General features: G+C 70.9%; 15 protein-coding genes and 1 pseudogene. 4 read left to right on the top strand and 12 right to left on the bottom strand.

Going from position 1 to position 22,718, the window contains the following annotated elements:
* Positions 1–136: 136 nt before the first annotated feature.
* Entirely contained in the window at positions 137–1,660 is a 1,524-nt protein-coding gene (locus ACLQ3K_RS19810; RefSeq protein WP_426001214.1) for an acyl-CoA synthetase, read from the top strand.
* Between the two features lie 37 nt (positions 1,661–1,697).
* Here the strand turns inward: ACLQ3K_RS19810 and ACLQ3K_RS19805 are convergent, their stop codons facing one another.
* The 10 genes and pseudogenes from ACLQ3K_RS19805 to ACLQ3K_RS19760 form a co-directional block, all read right to left on the bottom strand.
* Positions 1,698–4,331: an AAA family ATPase gene (locus ACLQ3K_RS19805; protein ID WP_426001213.1), complete on the bottom strand. Its 2,634-nt coding sequence runs from the start codon at positions 4,329–4,331 to the stop codon at positions 1,698–1,700.
* A complete protein-coding gene (locus ACLQ3K_RS19800; protein ID WP_426001212.1) occupies positions 4,328–5,464 on the bottom strand; it encodes a metallophosphoesterase family protein in 1,137 nt (378 codons plus the stop codon). Before ACLQ3K_RS19800 ends, ACLQ3K_RS19805 begins: the two co-directional genes overlap by 4 nt.
* Before the next feature lie 99 nt (positions 5,465–5,563).
* The gene (locus tag ACLQ3K_RS19795) at positions 5,564–5,764 is read right to left on the bottom strand and encodes a hypothetical protein (RefSeq protein WP_426001211.1); all 201 of its coding nucleotides are present in this window, start codon (positions 5,762–5,764) and stop codon (positions 5,564–5,566) included.
* Between the two features lie 21 nt (positions 5,765–5,785).
* Entirely contained in the window at positions 5,786–9,085 is a 3,300-nt protein-coding gene (locus tag ACLQ3K_RS19790) for a type ISP restriction/modification enzyme (protein WP_426001210.1), read from the bottom strand.
* 453 nt (positions 9,086–9,538) lie between these two features.
* On the bottom strand, positions 9,539–9,919 hold the full coding sequence (locus ACLQ3K_RS19785; RefSeq protein ID WP_426001241.1) for a VapC toxin family PIN domain ribonuclease: 381 nt from the start codon (positions 9,917–9,919) through the stop codon (positions 9,539–9,541).
* A gap of 101 nt (positions 9,920–10,020) precedes the next feature.
* A pseudogene (locus ACLQ3K_RS19780) lies at positions 10,021–10,173 on the bottom strand (type II toxin-antitoxin system VapB family antitoxin); the annotation flags it as partial.
* 57 nt (positions 10,174–10,230) lie between these two features.
* Positions 10,231–10,980 (bottom strand): hypothetical protein, encoded by a 750-nt coding sequence (locus ACLQ3K_RS19775; RefSeq protein WP_426001209.1) that lies wholly within the window; start codon positions 10,978–10,980, stop codon positions 10,231–10,233.
* Between the two features lie 43 nt (positions 10,981–11,023).
* The gene (locus ACLQ3K_RS19770) at positions 11,024–13,900 is read right to left on the bottom strand and encodes a DEAD/DEAH box helicase (protein WP_426001207.1); all 2,877 of its coding nucleotides are present in this window, start codon (positions 13,898–13,900) and stop codon (positions 11,024–11,026) included.
* A 2-nt stretch (positions 13,901–13,902) separates the two neighbouring features.
* Positions 13,903–14,526: a GNAT family N-acetyltransferase gene (locus tag ACLQ3K_RS19765; RefSeq protein WP_426001205.1), complete on the bottom strand. Its 624-nt coding sequence runs from the start codon at positions 14,524–14,526 to the stop codon at positions 13,903–13,905.
* A 10-nt stretch (positions 14,527–14,536) separates the two neighbouring features.
* On the bottom strand, positions 14,537–14,965 hold the full coding sequence (locus tag ACLQ3K_RS19760; protein WP_259140398.1) for an acyl-CoA thioesterase: 429 nt from the start codon (positions 14,963–14,965) through the stop codon (positions 14,537–14,539).
* A gap of 118 nt (positions 14,966–15,083) precedes the next feature.
* Here ACLQ3K_RS19760 and ACLQ3K_RS19755 point away from each other — a divergent pair, with 118 nt between their 5' ends.
* Entirely contained in the window at positions 15,084–15,863 is a 780-nt protein-coding gene (locus ACLQ3K_RS19755; protein WP_426001204.1) for a hypothetical protein, read from the top strand.
* 137 nt (positions 15,864–16,000) lie between these two features.
* Positions 16,001–19,738, top strand: coding sequence for a multifunctional oxoglutarate decarboxylase/oxoglutarate dehydrogenase thiamine pyrophosphate-binding subunit/dihydrolipoyllysine-residue succinyltransferase subunit (locus ACLQ3K_RS19750; RefSeq protein WP_426001202.1), 3,738 nt, complete (start codon positions 16,001–16,003; stop codon positions 19,736–19,738).
* 307 nt (positions 19,739–20,045) lie between these two features.
* Here ACLQ3K_RS19750 and ACLQ3K_RS19745 read toward each other — a convergent pair whose 3' ends face one another.
* Positions 20,046–20,705, bottom strand: coding sequence for a TetR/AcrR family transcriptional regulator (locus ACLQ3K_RS19745; RefSeq protein ID WP_426001201.1), 660 nt, complete (start codon positions 20,703–20,705; stop codon positions 20,046–20,048).
* Positions 20,706–20,830: 125 nt separating this feature from the next.
* Here ACLQ3K_RS19745 and ACLQ3K_RS19740 point away from each other — a divergent pair, with 125 nt between their 5' ends.
* A complete protein-coding gene (locus tag ACLQ3K_RS19740) occupies positions 20,831–21,661 on the top strand; it encodes an SDR family NAD(P)-dependent oxidoreductase (RefSeq protein ID WP_426001200.1) in 831 nt (276 codons plus the stop codon).
* Positions 21,662–21,772: 111 nt separating this feature from the next.
* On the opposite strand, the gene ACLQ3K_RS19735 is transcribed toward ACLQ3K_RS19740, so the two are convergent.
* Positions 21,773–22,678, bottom strand: coding sequence for a glycine betaine ABC transporter substrate-binding protein (locus tag ACLQ3K_RS19735; RefSeq protein WP_426001199.1), 906 nt, complete (start codon positions 22,676–22,678; stop codon positions 21,773–21,775).
* Positions 22,679–22,718: the final 40 nt, after the last annotated feature.

Genomic DNA, 22,718 nt, shown 5'->3' with positions numbered 1-22,718 from the left:
CACTCCGCTCGGCGGACCGGTGCCGACCACCAGCCCGCCGAGCGCCCACGGACCTGAGAATCTGGCAAATCGGCACCCGCGGGCACCGCGGGCGGAGAAGATCAGTGCCACCTTCCCCGCACGTCAAGGAGTCACCATGCCCGCTCGCCCCGCCGTCGACCTCGGATCCTGGATCGCGCGCCGCGCCGCCGTGAGCGGGGACCGCCCCGCCGTCACCTACGGCGACGCGACGTGGAGCTACCGGGAACTCGCCGATCGGGTCGACCGACTGGCCGCCGACCTGGTGGCCGGGGGCGTGCGGACCGGCGACCGCGTGGGCTACGTGGGCTTCAACCACCCCGACTTCCTCACCACGATGTTCGCCGCCTCGCGGGCCGGCGCGGTCTTCGTGCCGCTGAACTTCCGCCTGACCTCGGCGGAGCTGGAGTACATCCTCACCGACGCCGGCGTGCACACCCTGGTGGCCGACGCCGACCGCGCCGCCGTCGTGGAACCGGTGCGGGCCTCGTCGGGCCTCGCGCGCGCCATCGCGCTGGAGCCCGTCGACGGTTGGGAGCAGCTCGACGCCCTCCTCGCGGACCGCGCGCCGATCGCGGAACCGCAGTCGCCGGCGGAGGACGATCTCGCGCTCATCATGTACACCTCGGGAACCACGGGCCGTCCCAAGGGCGCGATGCTCACGCACGGGAACATGTTCTGGAACAACATGAACGCGCTGCTCAGCCTCGACACCATGTCGACCGACATCAGCCTCGTCGCGGCGCCCCTGTTCCACATCGGCGGCCTCAACGTGACCACGCTGATCACCCTGCAGAAGGGCGGACAGCTGGTGATCCTGCCCGCCTTCGACCCCACCGCCGCGCTGCAGCTCATCGAGAAGCACCGCGTCACCACGATGTTCGGCGTGCCCGCCATGTTCCTGTTCATGAGCCAGGTGCCGGCCTTCGAGACCGCCGACCTCTCCAGCGTCCGCCAGTTCACCTGCGGCGGTGCGCCGGTCCCCGAGCCGCTCATCGCGCTGTACAACGGCCGCAGCATCCCCTTCTGCCAGGGCTACGGGCTCACCGAGACCGCGCCGCTCGCCCTGGTCATGGACGTCCACGACACCGCGCGCAAGATCGGCGCCGCCGGACACCACGTCCTGCCGCTCTCCGAGGTCGCGCTGCTCGGGCCCGACGGTGCCCCCGCCCCGGCCGGGGAGCGCGGCGAGGTCTGCGTGCGCGGCCCGCAGGTCACGCCCGGCTACTGGCAGAACCCCGACGCCACGGGCGCCGCCATCGACGCCGACGGCTGGTTCCACACCGGCGACGTGGGCGAGCAGGACGAGGACGGCTACGTCACCGTCGTCGACCGCGTGAAGGACATGGTGATCTCGGGCGGCGAGAACGTCTACCCCGCCGAGGTCGAGTCCGTGCTCTACCGCCACCCGTCGATCGCGGAGGTCGCGATCATCGGTACGCCGCACGAGAAGTGGGGCGAGGCCGTGACCGCGATCGTCGCGCTCAAGCCCGAGGCCTCGCTCACGCTGGACGAGGTCCGCGACTTCGCGAAGGACTCCCTCGCGCCGTACAAGCTGCCGCTGGCCCTGCACCTCGTGGACGCCCTCCCCCGCAACCCCGCGGGCAAGGTGCTCAAGTTCAAGCTCCGCGAGCAGGTGTAGTCGAGGAGCGTCCTCGGCGCCGGTGAAATGGCCCCGTCTAGCCGAGGGCGACCTCGGTGACGCCGTCGCGGCCGCGCAGGGCGTCGAACCGGCCGGCGACGCAGCTGAAGACGATCACCTGCGCGCCGCGCCCCGCCTCGACCAGGGCGTCGGCCATCGCGCCGAGGCGCGTGGGGTCGCTGTGACCGAGGGCGTCGTCGAAGATGACGGGAGCGCCGTCGGCACCGTCGACCAGGCGGGCGCAGGCGAGCCGGCTGAGCACGCCCAGCTGCTCCTGCGCGCCGCCCGACAGGGAGTCGAAGGGCACGGTGACCCCGTCGACGGTGCGCGAGGCGATGGTCAGGTCGTCGCCGACAGTGATGGTGAGGGGATCGCCGAAGACGGTGCGGCCCAGCTCCTCCAGCGCCCGCTGGTACGGCGCCTGGACGCGGGCGCGGCGGGCGTCGCGGTGCGCCGTCAGGGTCTCGTGCAGCAGTGCCGCCGCGCGGGCGCGCTCCTCCACCGACGTCAGGGCGCGGGCCGCGTGCACGTGCTCCGCCTCGGCCGTGTCGAGCCGGTCGCGGCGGCCGTCGGCCTGGAACAGCTGCAGCTGACCGTTCAGGCCGGCGAGTTCCTCCCGCGCCGACGCCTCCGCGGCGCGGGCCCGCTCGTCCTGCGCGCGGGCGGCCGCGAGCCTGGCGGCGAAACCGGCGACGTCGGCCTCCCGGGCAGCGGCCTCGTGCGCGGCGACCTCGGCCGCGGCGGCCTCCCGCGCGGCGACGGCGGCGTCCGCGGCGGTGCCCACGGCGTCGTCGGCGGACTCCGCCCGGGCGCGCTCCAGCTCCGCCGTCAGCTCGGAGGCCTGCTGGTCGAAGTGCTGCAGCCGATCGGCCGCGACCTGCGCGTCGGTGGTCGCCCGATGCAGCTCCTGCTGCTTCTGCCCGAGCTGCTCGCGCGTCTGCCGCTCCTCGCCGCGCGAGGCGACCTCCGCCTGCGTGGCGTCCATGAGGTTCGCCTTGGCCCGCTCCGGGTCCACTGCCAGCAGCTCGGGGTCGACCGCGGCCTCCAGCGCGACGATCCGCTCCGCCGACTCCTCCGCCAGCTGCCGGAGCTCGGCGAGGGTGTTGTCGCCGAGCGCGTGGGCGAGGGCGATCCGCGCCTCCTGTAGCTCGATCTCGACGGCGTCACGCTGCTCGTGCAGCTCGCGGGCCGCGGCGACGTCCTCCGCCCCCGCGTCGCGGCAGGCGGCGAGCAGCGCGGTGTGGGCGGCCTTCACCTCAGCGGCGGCGTCGGCGCTCTCGCCACGCTGCACGACCTCGATCCGGACCGCGCCGGGCACTTCGATCACGGTGCCGTTCCCCGCGACGACCTCGACCGGCTCCTCGCCGATGTTGCGGCCGTCGACGAGCACATCGGAGAAGCCGAGCCGCTCGAGCGTCAGCGTCGCGGCGAGCGCCGAGAACCGGGCCTGCGCCTTCTCGTACCGCTGCTCCGCGACCGCGATGGTCTGCAGGGCACGGCGGTCGATCGGGTTCGCGGCGAGCCTGTTCCGTGCGTCCTCCACGTCCTTACCGAGCAGCTGCGCCTGCTCGATCCGCTTCACGGTGCGCTGATAGCCCACGGACTCGCGGGCGTAGTCGACGGCGTACTGCGCCTGCGACTTCCGCTCCCGCCGGTCGGCCGAGACCGCCGACAGCTCGTGCACCGTCGTCTCGAGCCAGGACGCCTCCGCGGCGAGGACCTCGCGGTCCGCGAGCGCCCGGTCGCGCTGGGTCCGGACCTGCGCGGTGCGCTCCACGGCGAGGGCCTGCCGGTCGATCAGCCGCCGCCGGCGGTTGGCGGCGTCGCCCGCGTGCTGCTCGCGCAGCACCGACGATTCGAGCACGGAGCGGGACTGCGCCAGCCGCGATTGGAGCGCGCCGATCCGCTCCTGATCCGCGCTGAGCGCCTCGAGCGCCGCGGCGGCAGCGGACCGTCGTTCCACCAGGGCGCCGAGGCGGGCGGAGGCGAGCGAGTGCTGCTCGACGACCCGGTCGACCTCGCGCAGCGCGGCCTCGGCCTCGTCCAGCGCGGTGCGGGCGGCGGCCTCGCGGGCGCGGGCGGCGGACAGCTCGCCCGTCGGGCGCCCCGTCGGGGTGAAGTAGCGGGCCCGCTCCGCGGCGACGGCCTCGGCCAGCCGCTCGGCACCCGGCTCGTCCTCCCCCGCGCCGCCGGACGCCGAGTCCAGCGCCTTCGCGAACGCGGCGCTGTCGCGCAGCGAGGGCTGCCCGGGGCCGGGGCCCTGCAGCACGGTGAGCGCGGCGAGCAGGTCGCCGTCGACGTGCGCGGCCATCTGCTCCGCGACCCACGATTCGGCGCTGCCGCCGGTGAGCTGCAGCGGCGTGGGCTCGAGCACCGTGAGCACGGTGCCGGGGCGGCGGTGGTACTGCTTGGCGTACACGAAACGGTACGGGCCGACGGTCAGCTCGGCCTCGACGAACGGGCCGGCGTCGCGGTGCGCGGGGCACACGGCCTCGACCCGCTGCGACTTCGACGTGGCCTTGACCTCCAGGAGCAGCTGGAGCGCCTCGACCATCGACGACTTACCGGCCTCGTTGGGGCCGTGCAGCAGCGTGACGCCGGTGTCGGCGAACGCGATCTCGCGCTCGGTGACGCCGCGGAAATCCTTGACCGCCAGGCGGTGCAGCCTCATGCGCCCACCTCCTGGCGGGTGAGGCGGTACAGCAGCGCGAGCGCGCCGGAGGCGTCGGCCGCGCGCTCCCCGCCGCTGCGCGCGACGCCGAGCAGCTCCTGCGCGGCATCGGCGGCCGGGCCCGTCAGCTCGAGCGCGTCCAGTTCCTCCTCGCCCGGGAGCACCGCGAGGTCGGTCTTGCGCTCCCACAGCTCGACGGCCGCGAACCGGGCCCGCAGGGCCTCGATCTCGGCGTCCAGCCGAGCCTTGGCCGCCAGCCCGACGGTGCCGGTGAAGCCGACCTTGACCACCGTGCGGTCCTTGTCCGGGAGCGCGGCGAGCGCGCCGACGGCCGCGTCGACGTCGCGCTCGGCGGTGAGCGGGAACTCGCGGGAGGCGAACCGCCACGTGCCGACCCGCGCCGGCTCGACCCGCGCCGGACCCTCGTCCGGGACGTCGACGACGAGGACCGAGCCCGACCCCGTCTCCTTGTGGTCGAAGTTGGTGACCTCGGGGGCGCCGGAGTACCAGACGCCCGGGGCGACCTCGGTGACCGAATGCCGATCGCCGAGGGCGACGTAGCGCAGCTCGCCCGCGGCGATCCGCTCCGACAGGGCGGCGACGTCGATGAGGCGCTGGTCCCGCGCGCCGACGGGGAGGGTGCCGCCGTGCCCGACGGCGATCCGGATCACGCCCGCGGCCGGCGGCGCGGCCGCGGCGACGGCCTCGGTGAGCGGATCCCCGGCGGGGTGCTTGGAGAACCACGGCGCGGCCAACAGCTCGACGCCCGGACGCACCTCGTGCACGCCGGGACTCTCGAGCACCACGACGTTGGCCGGGCGGTGCCGCCGGAAGACCTCGGACGTGTAGATCGAGGCGGCATCCAGCGGATCGTGATTGCCGGGCAGCAGGTAGACGGGACAGCCGATCGCGGCGATCCGGTCGAGGCTGCGGGCGACGACGGCGGGGGCGAGCCGGTTGTCCTCGAAGACGTCACCGCAGACGACGACGAACTCCGCGTCCCGCTCCGCCGCGACGGCGCCGAGGCGGGAGATCGCGTCCAGCCGGGCGTCGGTGAACCGGGCCTGCGCGTCCGCGTCGAGGAAGTGCCGGGTCATCCCCAGCTGCCAGTCCGCCGTGTGCAGAAACCGCATGCCATCCCTCCTCGAGCCTCGCCGTCCGTCGCTTTCAGGGTAGTGATCGGCACTGACAAGTTCCGGCAGCGACCCGGGGATGATGGACGACCCGCGGAATCACCAGGCGTCCGGCTCATTTGAAAGAACTTCCTTAGCCAGCCGTTCCGCATCGTGCCGCGCCTGTGTGAGCCACGCTTCACGCTCCAACAATCGGCGCGCCCGCCGAATGACGTCGCTCTTGCACTCACCGTCGCGCTTCGCCGCTTGAATGATCCGCGCATCGTGCGCCTCAGGCCGGAATCTGATGATCGCCGCCATGGACACGACAATACGCGAACATCAGAACAACGTATCGCCTTCGTCTGCAACAGATTCGGACGTAGGAGGAGTTCGATTCCCCGCCGTGGGATTCCCCAGCGACTGCTCCAGCGCCGCCCATTCGATGAGGGGCCCAACAACGACCTCCGCGAGCAGGGCATCCTGCTGCGGTTCCAGCTCGCACAGCAGCCCCAGAACGTTGAGGAGGTCGATCAGCTCAGACGTGTAGTCGGCGAGCCAGTGATCGGTCTGAATCTTCATGAGGTCTGAGACTCGGCGGTCCCCGATAACGGGGCGTTCCCGATCATGCTTCCGGTACGAGAACCACTTGTGCAGCACGTTCACGCCGGAGACCTGGTAGTCCCACATGCCTTCGGTGACGTTCGCGACGCGGCCATACCCAACTCGGAGTTCCTCCTGTGCCGCGTGGTAGCCCAGTTCGTTCGGCATTGAGTCGGGATCCGAGGGGATCGCCGCCACCACTGATGGCGCTTGCCCAGCGGCAATCCGCGGCGCACTTGCTGGCCGGCCCGCGGCTGGATCGGTGAACCTCGTGCCGTACGTGTGCAGCCAGATGACCCGACGACCGAGTTCCACGCAGCGTGCAAACAGTTCGCCAGAGCCAGTGAGAGGGACGCGAATACCCGGGGAGCTGAACTCGTCCTTGACGCGAATCAGGAATCCCGGATGAGCGAGCAAGCACGCCAGGTAGGCCATAAGATCGGGGCCGCTGACTGCGAATCCGTATCGCGCAGTCAGCAGGCTCAGCAGCCCGGGGGCAGTGTTCGGCACCGTGACGCCATCCGCCAACAGCGGAAACGCCCTTCCCCCATGATTTCCTCGGAAATGGTCCAGGTCGGGAACCAACCCCGAGAAGGTGACCGCCGGCCCCGTGCCCGGCACAACACGCTCGAACGCCGTCATATACACCTGCTGGTCGGAGCGGACCTTCCACAGTGTCGGATTCGGCCGGTTGATGAGGCGCTTGTCGGGGATGATCCACTGCCTGTCGAAGGAGCGGAATCCGTACCGGATCGGCGGCGGACAGGCACCGGTGTCAGCCAGGACCGACGTAGTCCGGGCGGGGAAGCCGGGAAGCCCGTCCCGCTGCGCACCGTCGATGCGACGATCCTCGTGCTCCGAGAACAACTCCCGCTGCCGGTCCAGAGGGGATGCCTTCTTCAGCGCGCCCCACCGATCCGTGAGGTTCTTCGCGTCTGGCGCGATGACCCAGGTACGCCCAGGCATCACGCCGGAGCCGTTCCACCAGAAGATCTGATCCAGCGGCACGAAGGTCGCCCACGCGCCGCCCACCTTGGGACGGAAGGGATCCCGCCACCCGGTAGCGCCGTCGTCCCACCCATCGTCGAGTGTCAGCTCCGCGAGCGCGTCGAACTTCACAGTACGGTCGCCCGCCGGAAGCTCGCGGTAGTGCACGGCCGCGGGCTCGGCATCATCCTTCGCCTTCGTCCGCGCCGCGAGCACGATGCACACCGGCTGCTGCACGTCCTGGAAGATCCGCGTATTGACCGGTGGCTGCTGTCCTTCCGGGCTCGCGTCGATGACCCACAGATGGTCGCAGCGATGCCGCAGGTACTCGCGCATCCGCTGGAACCCCGGACCGTCGAGGAAGCCCGCGAGGGTGATGAAGCAGACGATGCCGGTGTCCTCGTCTCCGGAGTCGAAGACCTTCCACGTCGCCCAGCGCCAGAAGTACACGTACATATCCCGCAGGTGCTTCGTGTGCCGACCCACCTCCCAGTCCCGAGGGGGAATGAAGTCATCGAGCGGTGGCACCTGACCGACGGCTGGATTGCCCGACTCGATCCATCCGCCACGCCCCTTCGCACGATTGTCGTAAGGCGGATTCCCGAGCACCACGAAGATCGACTCCGAGGCCTTGATCTTGTCGGCCTCCCGCTTGGATTTCGCGATCGGCTCATACACCGCGCCGAGCTCCTGCTGCTCGATGTAGGGATTCGCCAATGTGTCGGCGACGTACATCCGCAGGCTCGTCGGCGAGGCGTCAGAGCCGAGTTCTGCGAGCTCAGCAAGTACGCGAAGCTGTGCGACGGCGAAAGGCCCCAGCTGCAGCTCGAACCCGATCAGGCGATTCAGCGCCGCGGTGATGGCCGCCCCCTTCGCACCGGGCCCCTGATCCTGCACTACGCGAGCGGCGATCCGTTCGAGAACGGCGATAGGGAAAGTACCCGTGCCGACTGCCGGATCCAGCACCGTGACACCTTTGTCGGCGAGCCCCTGGCTGATCCCGAACCGCTGAGCCAGCGCATCGTCGACCAGTCTGGTCATGGACTCGACCACCTCGACAGGCGTGTAGTACGAACCCGTCTTCCTCCGCAACGCTGGGTCGTACTCCTGCAGGAAGTTCTCGTAGAAGTACAGCCACGCGTTCGCGTCGCCTTTCGTGACGGCGGACCAATCGACAACATTGAGAACCCGCTGCATCGTCTTCACCGAAGTCCGCAAAGCGACGTCCGCGACTGCGGGATCAGTCAGCACCCGCAGAGCGGTGCCGACCAGCGAGTGCACGTGACCGAGTTCCACCGCTGCCTTGTACAGCCCATCATCGAGATCGATGCCCCGTGACCGGGCGAGCAAGAGGCCAAACGTCACGGTCTGCGCATATCCGTCGGCGACTTCGGCATCGTCAGCGGTGGGGAACAGCATCTTCCGCCAGTCCTGAGCCAGTGCCTCCAGATCCGAATCGCCGGCGGCGAGCTGCTCTCGCACCTCGTCACGCAGAAGGCGACACAGCCGCGCACTCAACGTGGCGAGTTCGGTGACGCGCCGCGGCGGCGTGGGCTCCCACCGGAAGAAGTCGTGAAACAACCCGCGCAGCGATTCCGGCGCCGCGAGCGCAGCACCGGAGCTCTCGACGTCACCGTCGAGGTGGATGATCTTGCCGGCAAGCTCACCGTCATGCCACAACGAAAAGGCGTTGCCGTCCGTGTAGATGAGATTCGGCAAGGCCTTGAGGCGCTCCCACTGCTGCTTGTCGTGCCCCTTGAACCGCCGCGGATCCGCACCCTTCCCCGGGGCTTTGACCTCCACGAAGCCGACGAGGACGTTCTGATCCGTCACTGCGAAGTCGGGACGGCTCTTCAGGTCCGATAGCGAGGTTTCGCCCACGACCACGAGGTGTTTCGGGTCGAGCCCCACGACCGCTGCCATGTCTTCGAGCAGGTGCTCGATCGGCGCGCGCAGCTGTTCCTCGGGCTCACCGGAAATCGTGGCCGACAGCTTCGACTTGGTGCGCGCACCGAACTCGGACACCACCGTCGCGAATCCCTTTGCATCCATGCGACGAACCTAGCGGCGATCACTGACAAGTCCAGGCAGGCACACCGGCCTGCAATGCCGCGAATCCGCGGGCGACTGCCACCGCGTGCTGCTGATCGTCGCGGGGTACGAACGCGCGACTCGCCGGGCCGCAAGAGCGGAGGAATCACGTTTCCGCGACTGCAACATGCCAGACGTCCATCGCCCGCAGCGCGTGGGTCCGGACCAGAAGTACGCACGCGCGAGCACCGATGAATCCAGGTAAGCGATCATCGCCTGTCGCGCTCTTCGCCAATCAGATCATCGATGACGGGACCGCCACTGCGCATGGCGTAGAGGACCCGCTGACGACGCTCCGGATCATCGGTCGGCGAACCCACCTGATCCAACGTGCCCTCGGCAGCGGCTGCTGCCCGCAGCCGGGACCGGCGGTCGCGCCCATCGGGGCCCGCGGTGCCGTCATCCCTCCGCGGGTCATTCGTTCACCGTGCCGACGACACGTCGCGCCCGCACATCCGGGAGGTGGCGTTCCGCGAGCTCGAAGTCGGCGTCATCATGGAGGACGACGAGGCCACCGGATGCCGCCGTCGCACACACGAGCAGGTCGACGACGGACAATGCGCGGGCCGCGCCGACCTTCGCGAGACGGTACTGCGCCGCATCGATCCAGCTCCAGACCGTCCTCGGCACCGGAACGTCCGGGTAGAGGTCGATGAACATCGCACTCATCTGGTCGAACTCATCGGTGTTCCGCGCAGACCTGCGGTACTCGGCTCGTTGAGGGTCGCACGACCCGATCGCACCGCTGAGCTGGGCTTCCAGCCACTGTCCCGTCAGCTCAGGGTCCCGCTGCAGGCGCCACACCGCCGAGGAATCCGCGAGGAACTGAATCAACGCACCGCCTTCTCGTCGGCACGTGCTGCGACCCACCCGTCGTAGTCCCACGTTTTCGCCCGCTCACGGGAGCGCGCAAGCGCTTCGACACGGCGAAACCGGTCGACATAGTCGTTCAGCGCGAGGTTCACCGCCTCCTTCTTGGTGCGGACCCCCGCCAGCCGCATGACCTCGGCCAGCGCCTCGTCATCGAGGTCGATCTGTGTGACTGACATGCGCAACTCCTTGTTGGGCCTGTATGCAGACTACCAACATCATCCACATTGCGCAGCTCAGCGCGGGTCGCGGAGGCGGTCGTAGAGCTCGGCGAGCTCGTCCTGGGCCTCGGCGACGTCGGCGGGCTTCGCGCCCGTACGCCGCAGCGCCGTGCGCAGCAGCGCCGGGTCGAGCAGGGTCATGGCATCGATCGGGGACGGCTCGGGCAGCGGTGGCAGGTCGTAGCCCTCCCCGTAGAAGGCCGCGGCGCCGGCGTCCCAGGAATCTCCCTCCCAGTCGCCGCGGGCACCGTCGGCCTCCGGACTCGACGGTGCCCGCGACGGCTCGGACGTGCTGACGCGGGCGAGCAGCCCGGCGAGGGGGACGCCCGCGAAGTCGAGGACCAGCGACGGGTCGCCGTCGGCGGCGGCGCAGAACTCGTAGGTGACGGCGAGGGCGTGTACGCAGGCGCCGGAGTCGTCGGGGCAGGCGCAGTCGACGATCACGTCGGAGGCGGTCTCGGGCAGCACCAGCTCCCCCAGCGTGCGCCCCAGTTCGCCGCGGGTGACGCCGAGCAGCTCCGCCGTCGCGCCCTGGGCGACGAGCAGCGAGACCACCGCGGCCGCGTCGCCGGGCACCCGGGCGAGCGCGACGCCGAACGGGTCCAGCTGACTGCCCTGCACCGTCGCGGTGATCGACGCGGGCACCACGGCCAGCGAGTACACCTGGTGCTCCTGGTAGAGCCGTCGCGCGTACTGGACCTTGCGCCGCTCCGTGACCTCCTCGCGCTGCTGGATGAGCCGCCGGCTGAACCACGTCGCACCCATGGGCCGCGCGGTGTCGCGCGCCTTTCTCGGCGATCGCGCCATCTCAGACCACCGCCTCGTCGCGCAGGGCGACCAGCTCGTAGAGCTCGTCGTTGTTCAGCTCGGTCAGCCAGGCCTCGCCCGTCTGTACCGTCATCGACGAGAGCTCCTTCTTGGCCGCGATCACCCCGTCGATCCGCTCCTCCAACGTCCCCGCGCAGACGAACTTGCGGACCTGGACCGCCCGCGTCTGGCCGATGCGGAAGGCGCGGTCGGTGGCCTGGTTCTCGACCGCCGGGTTCCACCAGCGGTCCACGTGGATCACGTGATTCGCGGCGGTGAGGTTGAGGCCCGTACCGCCGGATTGCACCGTCGCGACGAGGGCGGGGGCGCCGTCGCCGGACTGGAACCGCGCGACCATCGCGTCGCGTTCGGTGCGGGGCACGGCACCGTCGAGCACGGGCACCTCGGCGCCAAGCAGGCCGGTGAGCCAGGGCTGGAGCATGCGCGCGAACTCGGCGTACTGGGTGAAGACCAGAGCGCGCTCGCCCTCGTCGGCGACGGTGGTGAGGATGTCGGCGAGCAGCTCGACCTTGCCCGAGCGGTGCTGCCCGCGGCGCAGCAGCGGCGAGCCGTCGCCGAGGTAGTGCGCCGGGTGGTTGCAGATCTGCTTGAGCCGGGTCAGTGAGGCCAGCACCAGGCCGCGCCGGCCCATGCCCTGCGACTCCCGCAGCTCCTCGACGAGCCTGTTGAGCGTGGCCTGGTACAGCCCCGCCTGCTCGGACGTGAGCGAGGCGCGCACCGTGAACTCGGCCTTCTCGGGCAGCTCCGGCGCGATGGCGGGGTCGGTCTTCTCGCGCCGCAGGATGAACGGCGAGGTCAGGGTGTTGAGCCGGCGCACGGCCGCTTTGTCCTGCTCCCGCTCGATGGGCAGCGCGAACCGATTGCGGAAGGTGCGGGCCGAGCCGAGCAGGCCCGGGTTGACCAGGTCGATCACGGCGCGCAGGTCCTCGAGGCGGTTCTCGACCGGCGTGCCGGTGAGCGCGACGCGGTGCGCCGCGGGGATCGACCGGAGCGCCTTCGCGGCGGCGGTGTTGACGTTCTTGACGTGCTGCGCCTCGTCGACCACGACGCGGCCCCAGTGGTGCCCCGCGAGCAGCTCCCGGTCGCGCGCGGCGAGCGCGAAGGTGGTGACCACGACGTCCGAGGCCGCCGCGACCCGCCCGAACTCCTCGCCGGTCGGCCGGTCGGTGCCGTGGTGCACGTGCACGTTCAAGCCCGGGGCGAAGCGCTGCGCCTCGGCGACCCAGTTGCCGACCACCGACATCGGGCAGACCAGCAGCGTCGGCCGCACCGACTCCCCCGCCTCGCGCTCGTGGCAGAGCAGCGCGAGCACCTGGATCGTCTTGCCCAGGCCCATGTCGTCGGCGAGGACGGCGCCGATGCCGCTGTGCCACAGCGTGACCAGCCACTCGAGCCCGCGCAGCTGGTAGTCGCGCAGCACCGCCTTCAGCGTCGACGGTGCCGTCACCTCAGCCGGGGCGATGGTGCCGCCGCGGTAGACCGAGTCGAGCCAGCCGAGGCCGTCGACGGCGGCGAGCGGTGCGGGCAGGGCCGCGGGATCGGCGATCATCCCCAGCAGGTCGCTCAGGTCCGTACCGGACTCGGCGGCGGAGCGCTGCTCGGCGACGAACCGCGCCGCCTGTGCCAGGGTGCGGCGGTCGGCGCGCACCCACTTGCCGCGCACCTCGACCAGCCCGGACGCCGAGTTCGCCAGGGAGGCCAGCTCGCTCGCGGTGAGCACGGTGTCGCCGACGGCGAGCTGCCAGGCGAAGTCCTTGATCTCGGCGAGCCCGGCCTGCACCGTGAGCGCCGTGCGCCCGGGCTGCTCCCGCCCGACGAGCCGCAGCGCGGGGCGCACCGTCGCGATCGAGGCGGGCAGCAGCACCTCGTACCCGGCCTTCGTCAGCCCGGGCGCGCCCTCGAGGAAGAGCGCCTCCGCCTCCTCGGTCGTGAGCAGGAAGTCCAGCGAGGAATCGTCCTGCGCGACCCGCTTGAGCGGCGGATACACGGCCAGGGCCCGCGCCAGCTCGCCCGCGAGATCGTCCAGGTCGACGGGGCTCATCCGCGCCGGATCCGCCCGCACGGGCGCAGCGCCGGGGACGCGGCGGCAGACCTCGAGCCGCCACGGCGTCCCGCCGGGCGTGGCACGCGGCGCCAGCGGGTTCTCGCCCACGCTGCGGCCGTCGGGCTCGACGAGGCGCAGCACCAGCAGGGTCTCGGCGGAGCGGACGCTGCCCGCCCACTCGGTCCACGCGGCGGCCGCCCCGGCATCGGCGACGGACCGGGGCGGGAGGGGCTCACCGTCGACCAGGGCACGCAGGGACGGCGCCGCGACCCAGGACCACGGCCCGTCGCCGAGCCGCAGGCGGGCGTACCGGTCAGTGAGTTCCGCGCCCATGTCGAGGACGGCGGCGAGGTCGCCCGTGCGGCGCAGCACCGGCGGCATCGCGGCGGCCGCGGTCTGCACCCAGGTGCGCCACTGCACGGACTCGACGGGCGCCCAGCGGACGATCCAGTCGCCGTCGTCGCTGCGGAGCGCCGGGGTCACGGCCCCGGCGGCGACGAACCGCTCGACGGACTTCGCGACCCAGCGCAGGTAGCGCAGGTCGCCGGCACCGTCGGACGGGGAGAGCTCGTCGAGCAGCGCGGCGGCGCGGGCGGGGCCGAGGGTGAGAGCGGGGGCGACGAGCCGGCCCTGCGGCCCGGTGAGGGCGACCGACCGGCGCGGTCGGCGGTCGCCGAGCACCTCGGCGATCGGCGCGGGCAGCACCGCGACGTCGGGATCGGCGGTGGGCTCGCCGACCTCGTCGGTGAACCACAGCGCGAGCCCGAGGCCCGGGCGCCACAGCCCGTGCGCCGCGGCCTGGGGGCGGGGCACGACTACTCCGGGACGGAGCGGTAGGCCTCGTGCCGGTGGCGCAGGCGGTGCCGCAGGTGCGCGTCCACCGTGGGCCACTCGTGCCGGAGGATCGAGAACAGCACCGCGTCCTGCAGGGCGCCGTTGCGGTACCGCTTGTAGCTGCGCAGCACGCCGTCCTGCTTGGCGCCGAGCCGGGCGATGGCCTCCCGGGACTGGGTGTTGACCCACTGGGTGCGCAGGCCGATGCACTCGCAGCCGAGCACATCGAAGGCGTGCTGGAGCAGCAGCAACTTGGACTCCGCGTTGGTGCCGGTGCCGTGCGCGGAGGCGCGGTTCCAGGTGTAGCCGATCTCCATCCGCGGGACCGTCGGGTCGATGTCGTAGTAGGTGGTCATGCCGAGCACCCGGCCCGCCGTGTCGATCGCGGTGAAGGGGATCATCTCGCCCTTCGCCTGCAGGTCCAGGCGGCCGTCGATCTCGGCGCGCAGGCCCGACGGGGCGGGCACTGAGGTGTACCAGCGGTCCCAGAGCTGCCCGTCCTCGAGCGCCTCGAGGAGGCCGTCGTGCTGGTCATGCGCCAGCGGCGCGAGCGTGACGAGGTGACCCGTCAGGGTGACGGGCTCCAGCGGGGTGCGGAAGGCCATGGTTCGCAGGCTACTGCGGGGCACTGACGAGCAGGCGCTCCAGCGCGGCGCGGATCCCGTCGGGAACCCCGGCGGGGCGTCGGCTCTCCCGGTCGACGAAGACGTGGACGAACCAGCCCTCGGCGGCGGGGGCGCCGGCACCGTCGAACAGCGTGACGGCGTAGGTGACGCTCGACCGGCCCAGCTTGGTGACCGCGAGACCGGCGGTGACGGGCTCCGGGAAGGCGAGCGGGGCGTCGTAGCGGCAGTGAGATTCCACACAGAGGCCGATCACGGCGCCGTCGTGGATGTCCAGCCCGCCCTCGCGGATGAGGAAGGTGTTGATCACCGTGTCGAAGAAGCTGTAATAGACGACGTTGTTGACGTGCCCGTACACGTCGTTGTCCTTCCACCGCGTGGGGATGACCAGGGTGTACGGCTGCTCGTCGATGCTCGGCACGATCTCCGACGGTACGCGCGCGGCGCGCGGGTGCGTGCGCCGGTCGGGAACTTTCCGGGGGTTGCCGGGGGTTAGATGGAGTACAAGGTCACCAGGATCGCTTCCCACGGAGGTCACCATGGCGAACAAGCCCGCCCGCATCCAGTCCGACGAGCCTCAGCTCCCCGCCGTCCAGCGCGACGGTGGCGGCGTCCTCGGCTCCGTCATCGACCGCGCCGCCCGCCTGCAGGCGCCCGCCGTCGCGAAGTACGTCGCGAGCCTGCGCGCCGACCACCCCGACGAGTCGCCCACGCAGATCATCGAGCGGCTCGAGAAGCGCTACCTGCTGACCGTGACCGGCACGGGCGGCGCGGCCGGCGCCACCGCCGCCGTCCCGGGCGTCGGCACCCTGGCCGCGATCGGCACCATCGGCGCCGAGACCGTGGTGTTCATGGAGGCCTCGGCGCTGTACGCCCTGGCCGTCGCGGAGGTGTACGGCATCTCCCCCGAGGACCGTGAGCTGCGCAAGGCGCTGGTGCTCACCGCGGTGCTCGGCGAGGCCGGCCTCGGCGCGCTGCGCGCCACCGTCGGCGCCAAGAACGCCTCGCTGATGAACCTCAAGAAGAACCCCACCCAGCTCCCCGGGCTGGGCAACCTGAACAAGCAGCTGATGAAGATGTTCAGCCGCCGGTTCCTGGCGAAGAAGTCGCCGCTGATCCTCGGCAAGCTGCTCCCCGCGGGGATCGGCGCCGTCGTGGGCGCGGGCGGCAACCGGGTCCTGGGCAAGGGCGTGATCAAGAACTCCCGGACGGCCTTCGGCCCCGTCCCCACCACGTGGCCCGCAGCCCACCTGCGGGTGATCGACGGGTCCGTCTCCGACGGATCCACGCCCGGTCTGCCGGCGCCCGGCAGCGACTGATCCAGGGCCGCGGAACGGGAGTAACCGACACAGGTTTTCCGTGGTGGACTACCCTGGACCGCGCGGACCTGCGCCCTCTGCGATCCAGGGCGGCGCGCGCTTGATACGACGATGATGAATCGAGGCGAGGACCTGCCGTGAGCAGCAGTTCTGTATCGGATTTCGGCCAAAACGAATGGCTGGTCGAGGAGATGTACGAGCGGTTCAAGGCCGACCCTAATTCGGTCGACCCGAGCTGGCACGAATTCCTCTCGAAGTACACCCCGGGAGCTGCAGAGGGTAGCAGCGCGGCGAGTAACGGCGCGGCCCCTGCGGCCGCCACCGCCGCAGCGGCCCCCGCGGCGCAGCCCGCCCCTCCGGCGGCAGCGCCGGCGGCGAAGGCCCCGAAGACGGCCGACACGACGCTGACCCCCGCGCCGTCCGCCCCGGTGACGCCGGCACCGTCGTCGCCCGCGAAGCCCGCCCCGGCCCCCAAGGCCCCGGCCCCCGCCTCGTTCCCGTCCGAGGAGGAGCGCACCGTGCTCCGCGGCGCCGCCAACGCGGTCGTCAAGAACATGAACGCCAGCCGCGAGGTGCCGACCGCGACGTCGGTGCGCTCGATGCCGGTGAAGGTGATGTTCGACAACCGCGTGGTCATCAACAACCACCTCGCGCGCACCCGCGGCGGCAAGATCAGCTTCACCCACATCCTGGGCTACGCCCTGGTGCAGGGCGTCAAGGCCTTCCCGAACATGAACCGGCACTTCGCCGAGATCGACGGCAAGCCGAACGCGGTGACCCCGCCGCACGTGAACCTCGGCATCGCCATCGACCTGGTCGGCAAGAACGGCAGCCGCAGCCTCGTGGTCGCGGGCGTCAAGGAAGCCGAGACGATGGACTTCGGCCAGTTCGTGGCCGCCTACGAGGACATCGTCCGCCGGGCCCGCACCGGCAAGCTGGGCGCCGAGGACTTCGCCGGCGTCACGATCTCGCTGACCAACCCCGGCGGCATCGGCACCGTGCACTCCGTTCCTCGCCTGATGGTCGGCCAGGGCGCCATCATCGGCGTCGGCGCGATGGAGTACCCCGCCGAGTTCCAGGGCGCGAGCGACGAGAAGATCGCCGAGCTCGCGGTCGGCAAGCTCACCACGCTGACCTCGACCTACGACCACCGCATCATCCAGGGCGCCGAGTCGGGCGACTTCCTGCGGTACGTCCACGAGCTCACGCTGAGCGACGACTTCTGGGACGACATCTTCCGCACGATGCACGTGCCCTACGAGCCGATCCGCTGGCGGCAGGACATCCCCGCCCACGGCATCGACAAGGACGCCCGCGTCCTCGAGCTCATCGCGGCGTACCGGGCGCGCGGCCACCTCATGGCCGACGTCGACCCGCTGCGCTACAACAACGAGAGCCTCGAGTCGCACCCCGACCTGAACGTGCTCACCTACGAGCTCACCCTGTGGGACCTGGACCGCACGTTCAACGTGGGCGGCTTCCACGGCGCCGAGCGGCTCAAGCTGCGCAAGGTGCTCTCGGTGCTGCGCGACGCCTACTGCCGCCACGTCGGCATCGAGTACGCGCACATCCTCGAGCCCGAGCAGCAGAAGTGGCTGCAGGAGCGCGTGGAGACGAAGGACGTCAAGCCCACCGTCGCCGAGCAGAAGTACATCCTCAGCAAGCTCAACGCCGCCGAGGCCTTCGAGACCTTCCTGCAGACCAAGTACGTCGGCCAGAAGCGCTTCTCGCTCGAGGGCGCGGAGTCCGTCATCCCGATGATGGACGCGGTGCTGGACCAGGCCGCCGAGCACCAGCTCGACGAGGTCGTCATCGGCATGCCGCACCGCGGCCGGCTGAACGTGCTGGCGAACATCGTCGGCAAGCCCTACAGCAAGATCTTCACCGAGTTCGAGGGCAACCTGAACCCGTCGCAGGCGCACGGCTCCGGCGACGTGAAGTACCACCTCGGCGCCGAGGGCAAGTACTACCAGATGTTCGGCGAGAACGAGATCACCGTCTCGCTGGTCGCCAACCCCTCGCACCTCGAGGCGGTCGACCCGGTGCTCGAGGGCATCGTGCACGCCAAGCAGGACATGAAGAACCCGCCCGAGGGCGAGCACCCGATCATGCCGCTGATGCTGCACGGCGACGCGGCCTTCGCCGGCCAGGGCGTCGTGGCGGAGACGCTGAACATGGCGAACCTGCCCGGCTTCTCGAACGGCGGCACGATCCACATCGTGGTGAACAACCAGGTGGGCTTCACCACCTCGCCGGAGAACTCGCGCAGCTCGAAGTACTGCACCGACGTCGCGAAGATGATCGGTGCGCCGATCTTCCACGTCAACGGCGACGACCCCGAGGCCTGCGTGTGGGTGGCCAAGCTGGCCGTCGACTTCCGCGAGAAGTTCGACAAGGACGTCGTCATCGACCTCGTCTGCTACCGCCGCCGCGGCCACAACGAGGGCGACGACCCGTCGATGACCCAGCCCGGCATGTACGACGTGATCGACACCAAGCGCGGTGTCCGCAAGTCCTACACCGAGGCCCTCATCGGTCGTGGCGACATCTCGACCAAGGAGGCCGAGGACGCGCTGCGCGACTACCAGGGCCAGCTGGAACGGGTGTTCAACGAGGTCAAGGAGCTCGAGAAGTTCCAGGCCGAGCCCGCGCCGTCGATCATCGCCGACCAGCCGCTGCCCAGCTCGCTGGTGACCGCAGTGCCGCTGGAGCAGATCCAGCGGGTGGGCGACGCCTACGCCAACGTCCCCGAGGGCTTCACCGTGCACCCGCGCGTGGCCCCCGTCGTCAAGCGCCGCTTCGAGATGTCGCGCGACGGCGGCATCGACTGGGCCTTCGGCGAGCTGCTCGCCTTCGGCACGCTGCTCGAGGAGGGCCGCACGGTCCGCCTGGCCGGCCAGGACAGCCGCCGCGGCACGTTCACGCAGCGCCACGCGGTCCTGATCGACCGGCAGTCGGGCGCCGAGTACACCCCGCTCGAGCACCTCGGGCCCGACGGCACCCCGTCGCCCGGTCGATTCGAGGTGCTGGACTCCGCGCTCACCGAGTTCGCGGGCCTGGGCTTCGAGTACGGCTACTCCGTGGCCGACGAGTCGGCGCTGGTGTGCTGGGAGGCGCAGTTCGGCGACTTCGTCAACGGCGCCCAGTCGATCATCGACGAGTTCATCAGCTCGGGCGAGGCCAAGTGGGGCCAGACCTCGGGTGTGACGCTGCTGCTCCCCCACGGTCACGAGGGCCAGGGACCCGACCACACGTCGGCGCGCATCGAGCGGTTCCTTCAGCTGTGCGCCGAGGGCTCGATGACGGTCGCCATGCCGTCGACGCCGGCCTCGTACTTCCACCTCCTGCGCCGCCACGCCCTCGACGGCGTGCGCCGCCCGATGGTGGTCGCGACGCCGAAGTCGATGCTGCGCAACAAGGCCGCCGTCAGCCCCGTCGAGGACTTCACGAGCGGCAAGTTCCGCTCGGTCATCGACGACCCGGCGTTCGAGGTGGAGGGCGGCGACCGCAGCAAGGTCACCAAGCTGCTGCTGGTCTCCGGCAAGCTCTACTACGAGCTGGAGGCCCGCCGGAAGAAGGACGGCCGCGACGACGTGGCGATCGTCCGCATGGAGCAGCTCTACCCGCTGCCCTCGCGGCGCCTGCCCGCCACGCTCGACCTGTACCCCAACGCCACGGACGTGCGCTGGGTGCAGGAGGAGCCGGCGAACCAGGGTGCGTGGCCGTTCTTCGGCCTCGCCCTGCCGGAGCTCGACGGCCGCCTGATCGGCATCAAGCGCGTCTCGCGCCGCGCCATGTCGGCCCCGTGCTCGGGCTCGTCGAAGGTGCACGCCGTGGAGCAGGCCCAGATCATCGACGAGGCCTTCGTCATCTGATCTGCTGAGCCAGTAGAAGGGCCGGTCCTCCCTGGGGAGGACCGGCCCTTCTCGTTGCGCCGTTCCAGGCGCGACGGTCGGATCAACCGACGGCCGACGGGTTGATGTTTCCCCGCCGGCCGCTCTCGATTCCTGTCCACTTCGGACACGCTGTCCAATCCGGTCAGAATCCGAGAGCCGTGCCCCTCGAACCCCGACGCCTCGAGACCAGGTGCCGCACGAGGGCACGCAGGGCCCGACGTGGGACGGCTGCCGCACGAGGGTCGGCCCGGCCCACGCGGCCCACGCCGAGGCCCGCGGCGCACCGTCAGGCCACGCCCGACGTGAGATCCAGCCCGACCGCCCCGGCCATCCCCACGAACATGGTGGCGAGGTGGTCGACGACTTCGTCGCGGGTCATGGTGGCGAATCCGGTGTTCTCGTCGAGCCACTGCACGAGGGTCTCCTCGACGACGGCGATCCAGCCGTGCACGGCGAGCACGAAGCGGGGCGAGCGGTCGATGCCGATGTTCTCGGCCTGGCTCACGAACTGGTCGACGATCTGCTCCCGGACCGACTTCACGGCGGTGCGGATCCGCGGCTCGGACCAGCTGACGCCCGCGAGCATCGGCAGCAGGGACTGCCGGTTCTCCATGATGTGGTCGACGTAGGTGCCCAGGGTCGACGTGAGGATCGGCATGACGTCGGTGATGTCCGCGGGATCGCGGTCCGGGGTCGCGACCTCGCCGACGATCCGCGCCTGCTCCTCCACGAGCGCGACCTGGAAGTCGAGCTTCGAGTCGAAGTAGTGGAACAGCAGGCCGGCGGAGACACCGGCCTGGCTCGCGATCTCCTCGATGGACACATGCTCGAGCGCCTGGTGCTTCAGACTGAGCAGGCCGAGGTCGATGAACTGCTGGCGCCGGGCTTGGGGGCTGAGCCGGGTGCGCTTGCGCCCCACCGCTGCGGCAACGGACTTTCTGGTCACCTACTGAATCATACTCAATAGGTCGTTGACAGACCTCGTATCCCGACCCTACTGTCGAGTAAGAACGCCGGCGGCGGTGCAGCGCCGCAGCCCGGCCAGGACCAGCGTGAGGGATGAACACAGGCATGAAGAGTTTCCGCGGCAAGGTCGCCGTCATCACCGGAGCAGCCTCCGGCATGGGTCGTGAGCTGGCACTCCAGCTCGCCGACGAGGGCGCGAAGCTCTCGCTCTGCGACTACGACCCCACCGGCCTCGAGCAGACCGCCAAGCTGGCCCGCGCCCGCGGCGCCGAGGTGCACACCAAGGTCGTCAACGTGGGCGAGCGCGAGCAGCTCCTCGCCTACGCCGACGACGTGGTCGAGCACTACGGCACGGTCAACCTGCTGTTCAACAACGCCGGTATCGCGCACCACGAGCCCGTCGAGACCACGTCCTTCAAGGACTACGACCGGGTCATGGACATCGACTTCTGGGGCGTGGTGAACGGCACGAAGGCCTTCCTGCCGCACCTCATCGCCTCCGGCGACGCGCACATCGTCAACACCAGCTCGCTCTTCGGCCTGCTGTCCGTGGGCGGCCAGAGCGCCTACAACGCCGCCAAGTTCGGCGTGCGCGGCTTCACCGAGGCGCTCCGCATCGAGATGCTCTCGAGCGACCACAACGTCGGCGTGACCTGTGTGCACCCCGGCGGCATCAAGACCGCGATCGCGCGCAACGCGACCGTCGCCGAGGGCAGGGACCAGTCCGCCACGGCGGAGCTCTTCGACAAGTACCTCGCCCGCACCGAGGCCGACGACGCCGCACGCACGATCCTGAACGGCGTGAAGAAGAACCGCGGCCGCGTGCTCGTCGGCGCCGACGCCAAGATCATCGACGTCCTCGTGCGTCTCGGCGGCTCGGCCTACGAGCGGGTCAACGCCCTCGTCGACCAGCAGCTCAACAAGCGGCTGAAGTAGCCGCTCCTCATCCGGAACCGCCCCGCCTCGCCCGTCGAGCGCGGGGCGGTCGGCGTTCTACGGGGCTCGGTTCTTCGGGGCTCGGTTCTTCGGGGCTCGGTTCTTCGGGGCTCAGTTCAGCGTGTGCTCGCCGGCCCAATCGCCGGCCGCCTGCTCGGGCGTCCGCTCCCCCGACTCGACCTGTGCGACCAGCTTCGCCAAGTCCGCCGTCGTGAGCTCGCCGGCGATCGCGGAGAGTCGCTTCGTCTGCGCCACCGTCAGCCCGTCGCGCCGCACCAGCGGCACGACGGCCCGCGAGGGCACGGCACCGTCGGGATCGGCCACCTGGACGAGATCCTTCGACGTGGGCGAGAGCGTGCCGAGCTGCGCCAGCGCGGCGCGACCCTCGCGGACGGCGCGCACGGCGGCGGCCTCGTCTGCGACGGGGACGACCGGCCCCGTCGGGCAGCCGTAGCGGGCGCGGACGTCCTGCGGCGTCCCGGCCGGCACGGCGACGGCGCCGGACAGGCCCTCGCATCCCCGCAGCGTCGCGGACGGAGCGTCCTTCGACGCGAACAGCATCGGCTGGTCGAGCGCCAGCGTCGGATCGCCCAGGCCGAGCCCCTCGGGGAGGACGGCGCTCAGCGCGACGAATTGCGCGTCCCACTGTGCCCGCGGGTTCTCGGACTCCTCTTCCTTCGCCTTCGTCGGCTGCGGTGTGCCCGGCCGGTACCGGTCCCACAGGGCGCCCGTCAGCGCGGGCGCGACGGTGATGTCGCCCCGCTCGACGGCGGCGACGGCGGCGTCCTCCCCCGGACCGAGCCCCAACCGGGTCTCCACCGGCGTGCCCGCCATGCGCAGGGCGCCCGCGTAGATCAGGGCCTCGATCTTCGAGGCGGCGGAGCCCGACGACCCGACCGTGACCGTGCCGGGCGCGGTACGCGGCCCCAGGTCGGCGGCGTCGCCGGGATCCGAGCAGCCCGCCAGGACCAGCGCGGCGAGGGCCGCGGCGGCGAGGCGGGGCGTGCGAGTTCTCACGCCTACTTTCTACCCGGCGCCGCCGCGGCCCGGCCGCCTG

This window comes from Tsukamurella sp. DT100 (assembly GCF_049844855.1).
Taxonomy (GTDB): domain Bacteria; phylum Actinomycetota; class Actinomycetes; order Mycobacteriales; family Mycobacteriaceae; genus Tsukamurella.
Note: the sequence above shows the minus strand (reverse complement) of the source record. Positions and strands in the feature narration are given on the sequence as shown.

Excerpts from the sequence above, each read along its gene's own strand:
- ACLQ3K_RS19775 (WP_426001209.1), bottom strand. The coding sequence starts at position 10,980 with ATGGGTGCGACGTGGTTCAGCCGGCGGCTCATCCAGCAGCGCGAGGAG.
- ACLQ3K_RS19740 (WP_426001200.1), top strand. The coding sequence starts at position 20,831 with ATGAAGAGTTTCCGCGGCAAGGTCGCCGTCATCACCGGAGCAGCCTCC.
- ACLQ3K_RS19755 (WP_426001204.1), top strand. The coding sequence starts at position 15,084 with ATGGCGAACAAGCCCGCCCGCATCCAGTCCGACGAGCCTCAGCTCCCC.
- ACLQ3K_RS19805 (WP_426001213.1), bottom strand. The coding sequence starts at position 4,331 with ATGAGGCTGCACCGCCTGGCGGTCAAGGATTTCCGCGGCGTCACCGAG.
- ACLQ3K_RS19810 (WP_426001214.1), top strand. The coding sequence starts at position 137 with ATGCCCGCTCGCCCCGCCGTCGACCTCGGATCCTGGATCGCGCGCCGC.
- ACLQ3K_RS19790 (WP_426001210.1), bottom strand. The coding sequence starts at position 9,085 with ATGGATGCAAAGGGATTCGCGACGGTGGTGTCCGAGTTCGGTGCGCGC.
- ACLQ3K_RS19800 (WP_426001212.1), bottom strand. The coding sequence starts at position 5,464 with ATGCGGTTTCTGCACACGGCGGACTGGCAGCTGGGGATGACCCGGCAC.
- ACLQ3K_RS19795 (WP_426001211.1), bottom strand. The coding sequence starts at position 5,764 with ATGGCGGCGATCATCAGATTCCGGCCTGAGGCGCACGATGCGCGGATC.
- ACLQ3K_RS19765 (WP_426001205.1), bottom strand. The coding sequence starts at position 14,526 with ATGGCCTTCCGCACCCCGCTGGAGCCCGTCACCCTGACGGGTCACCTC.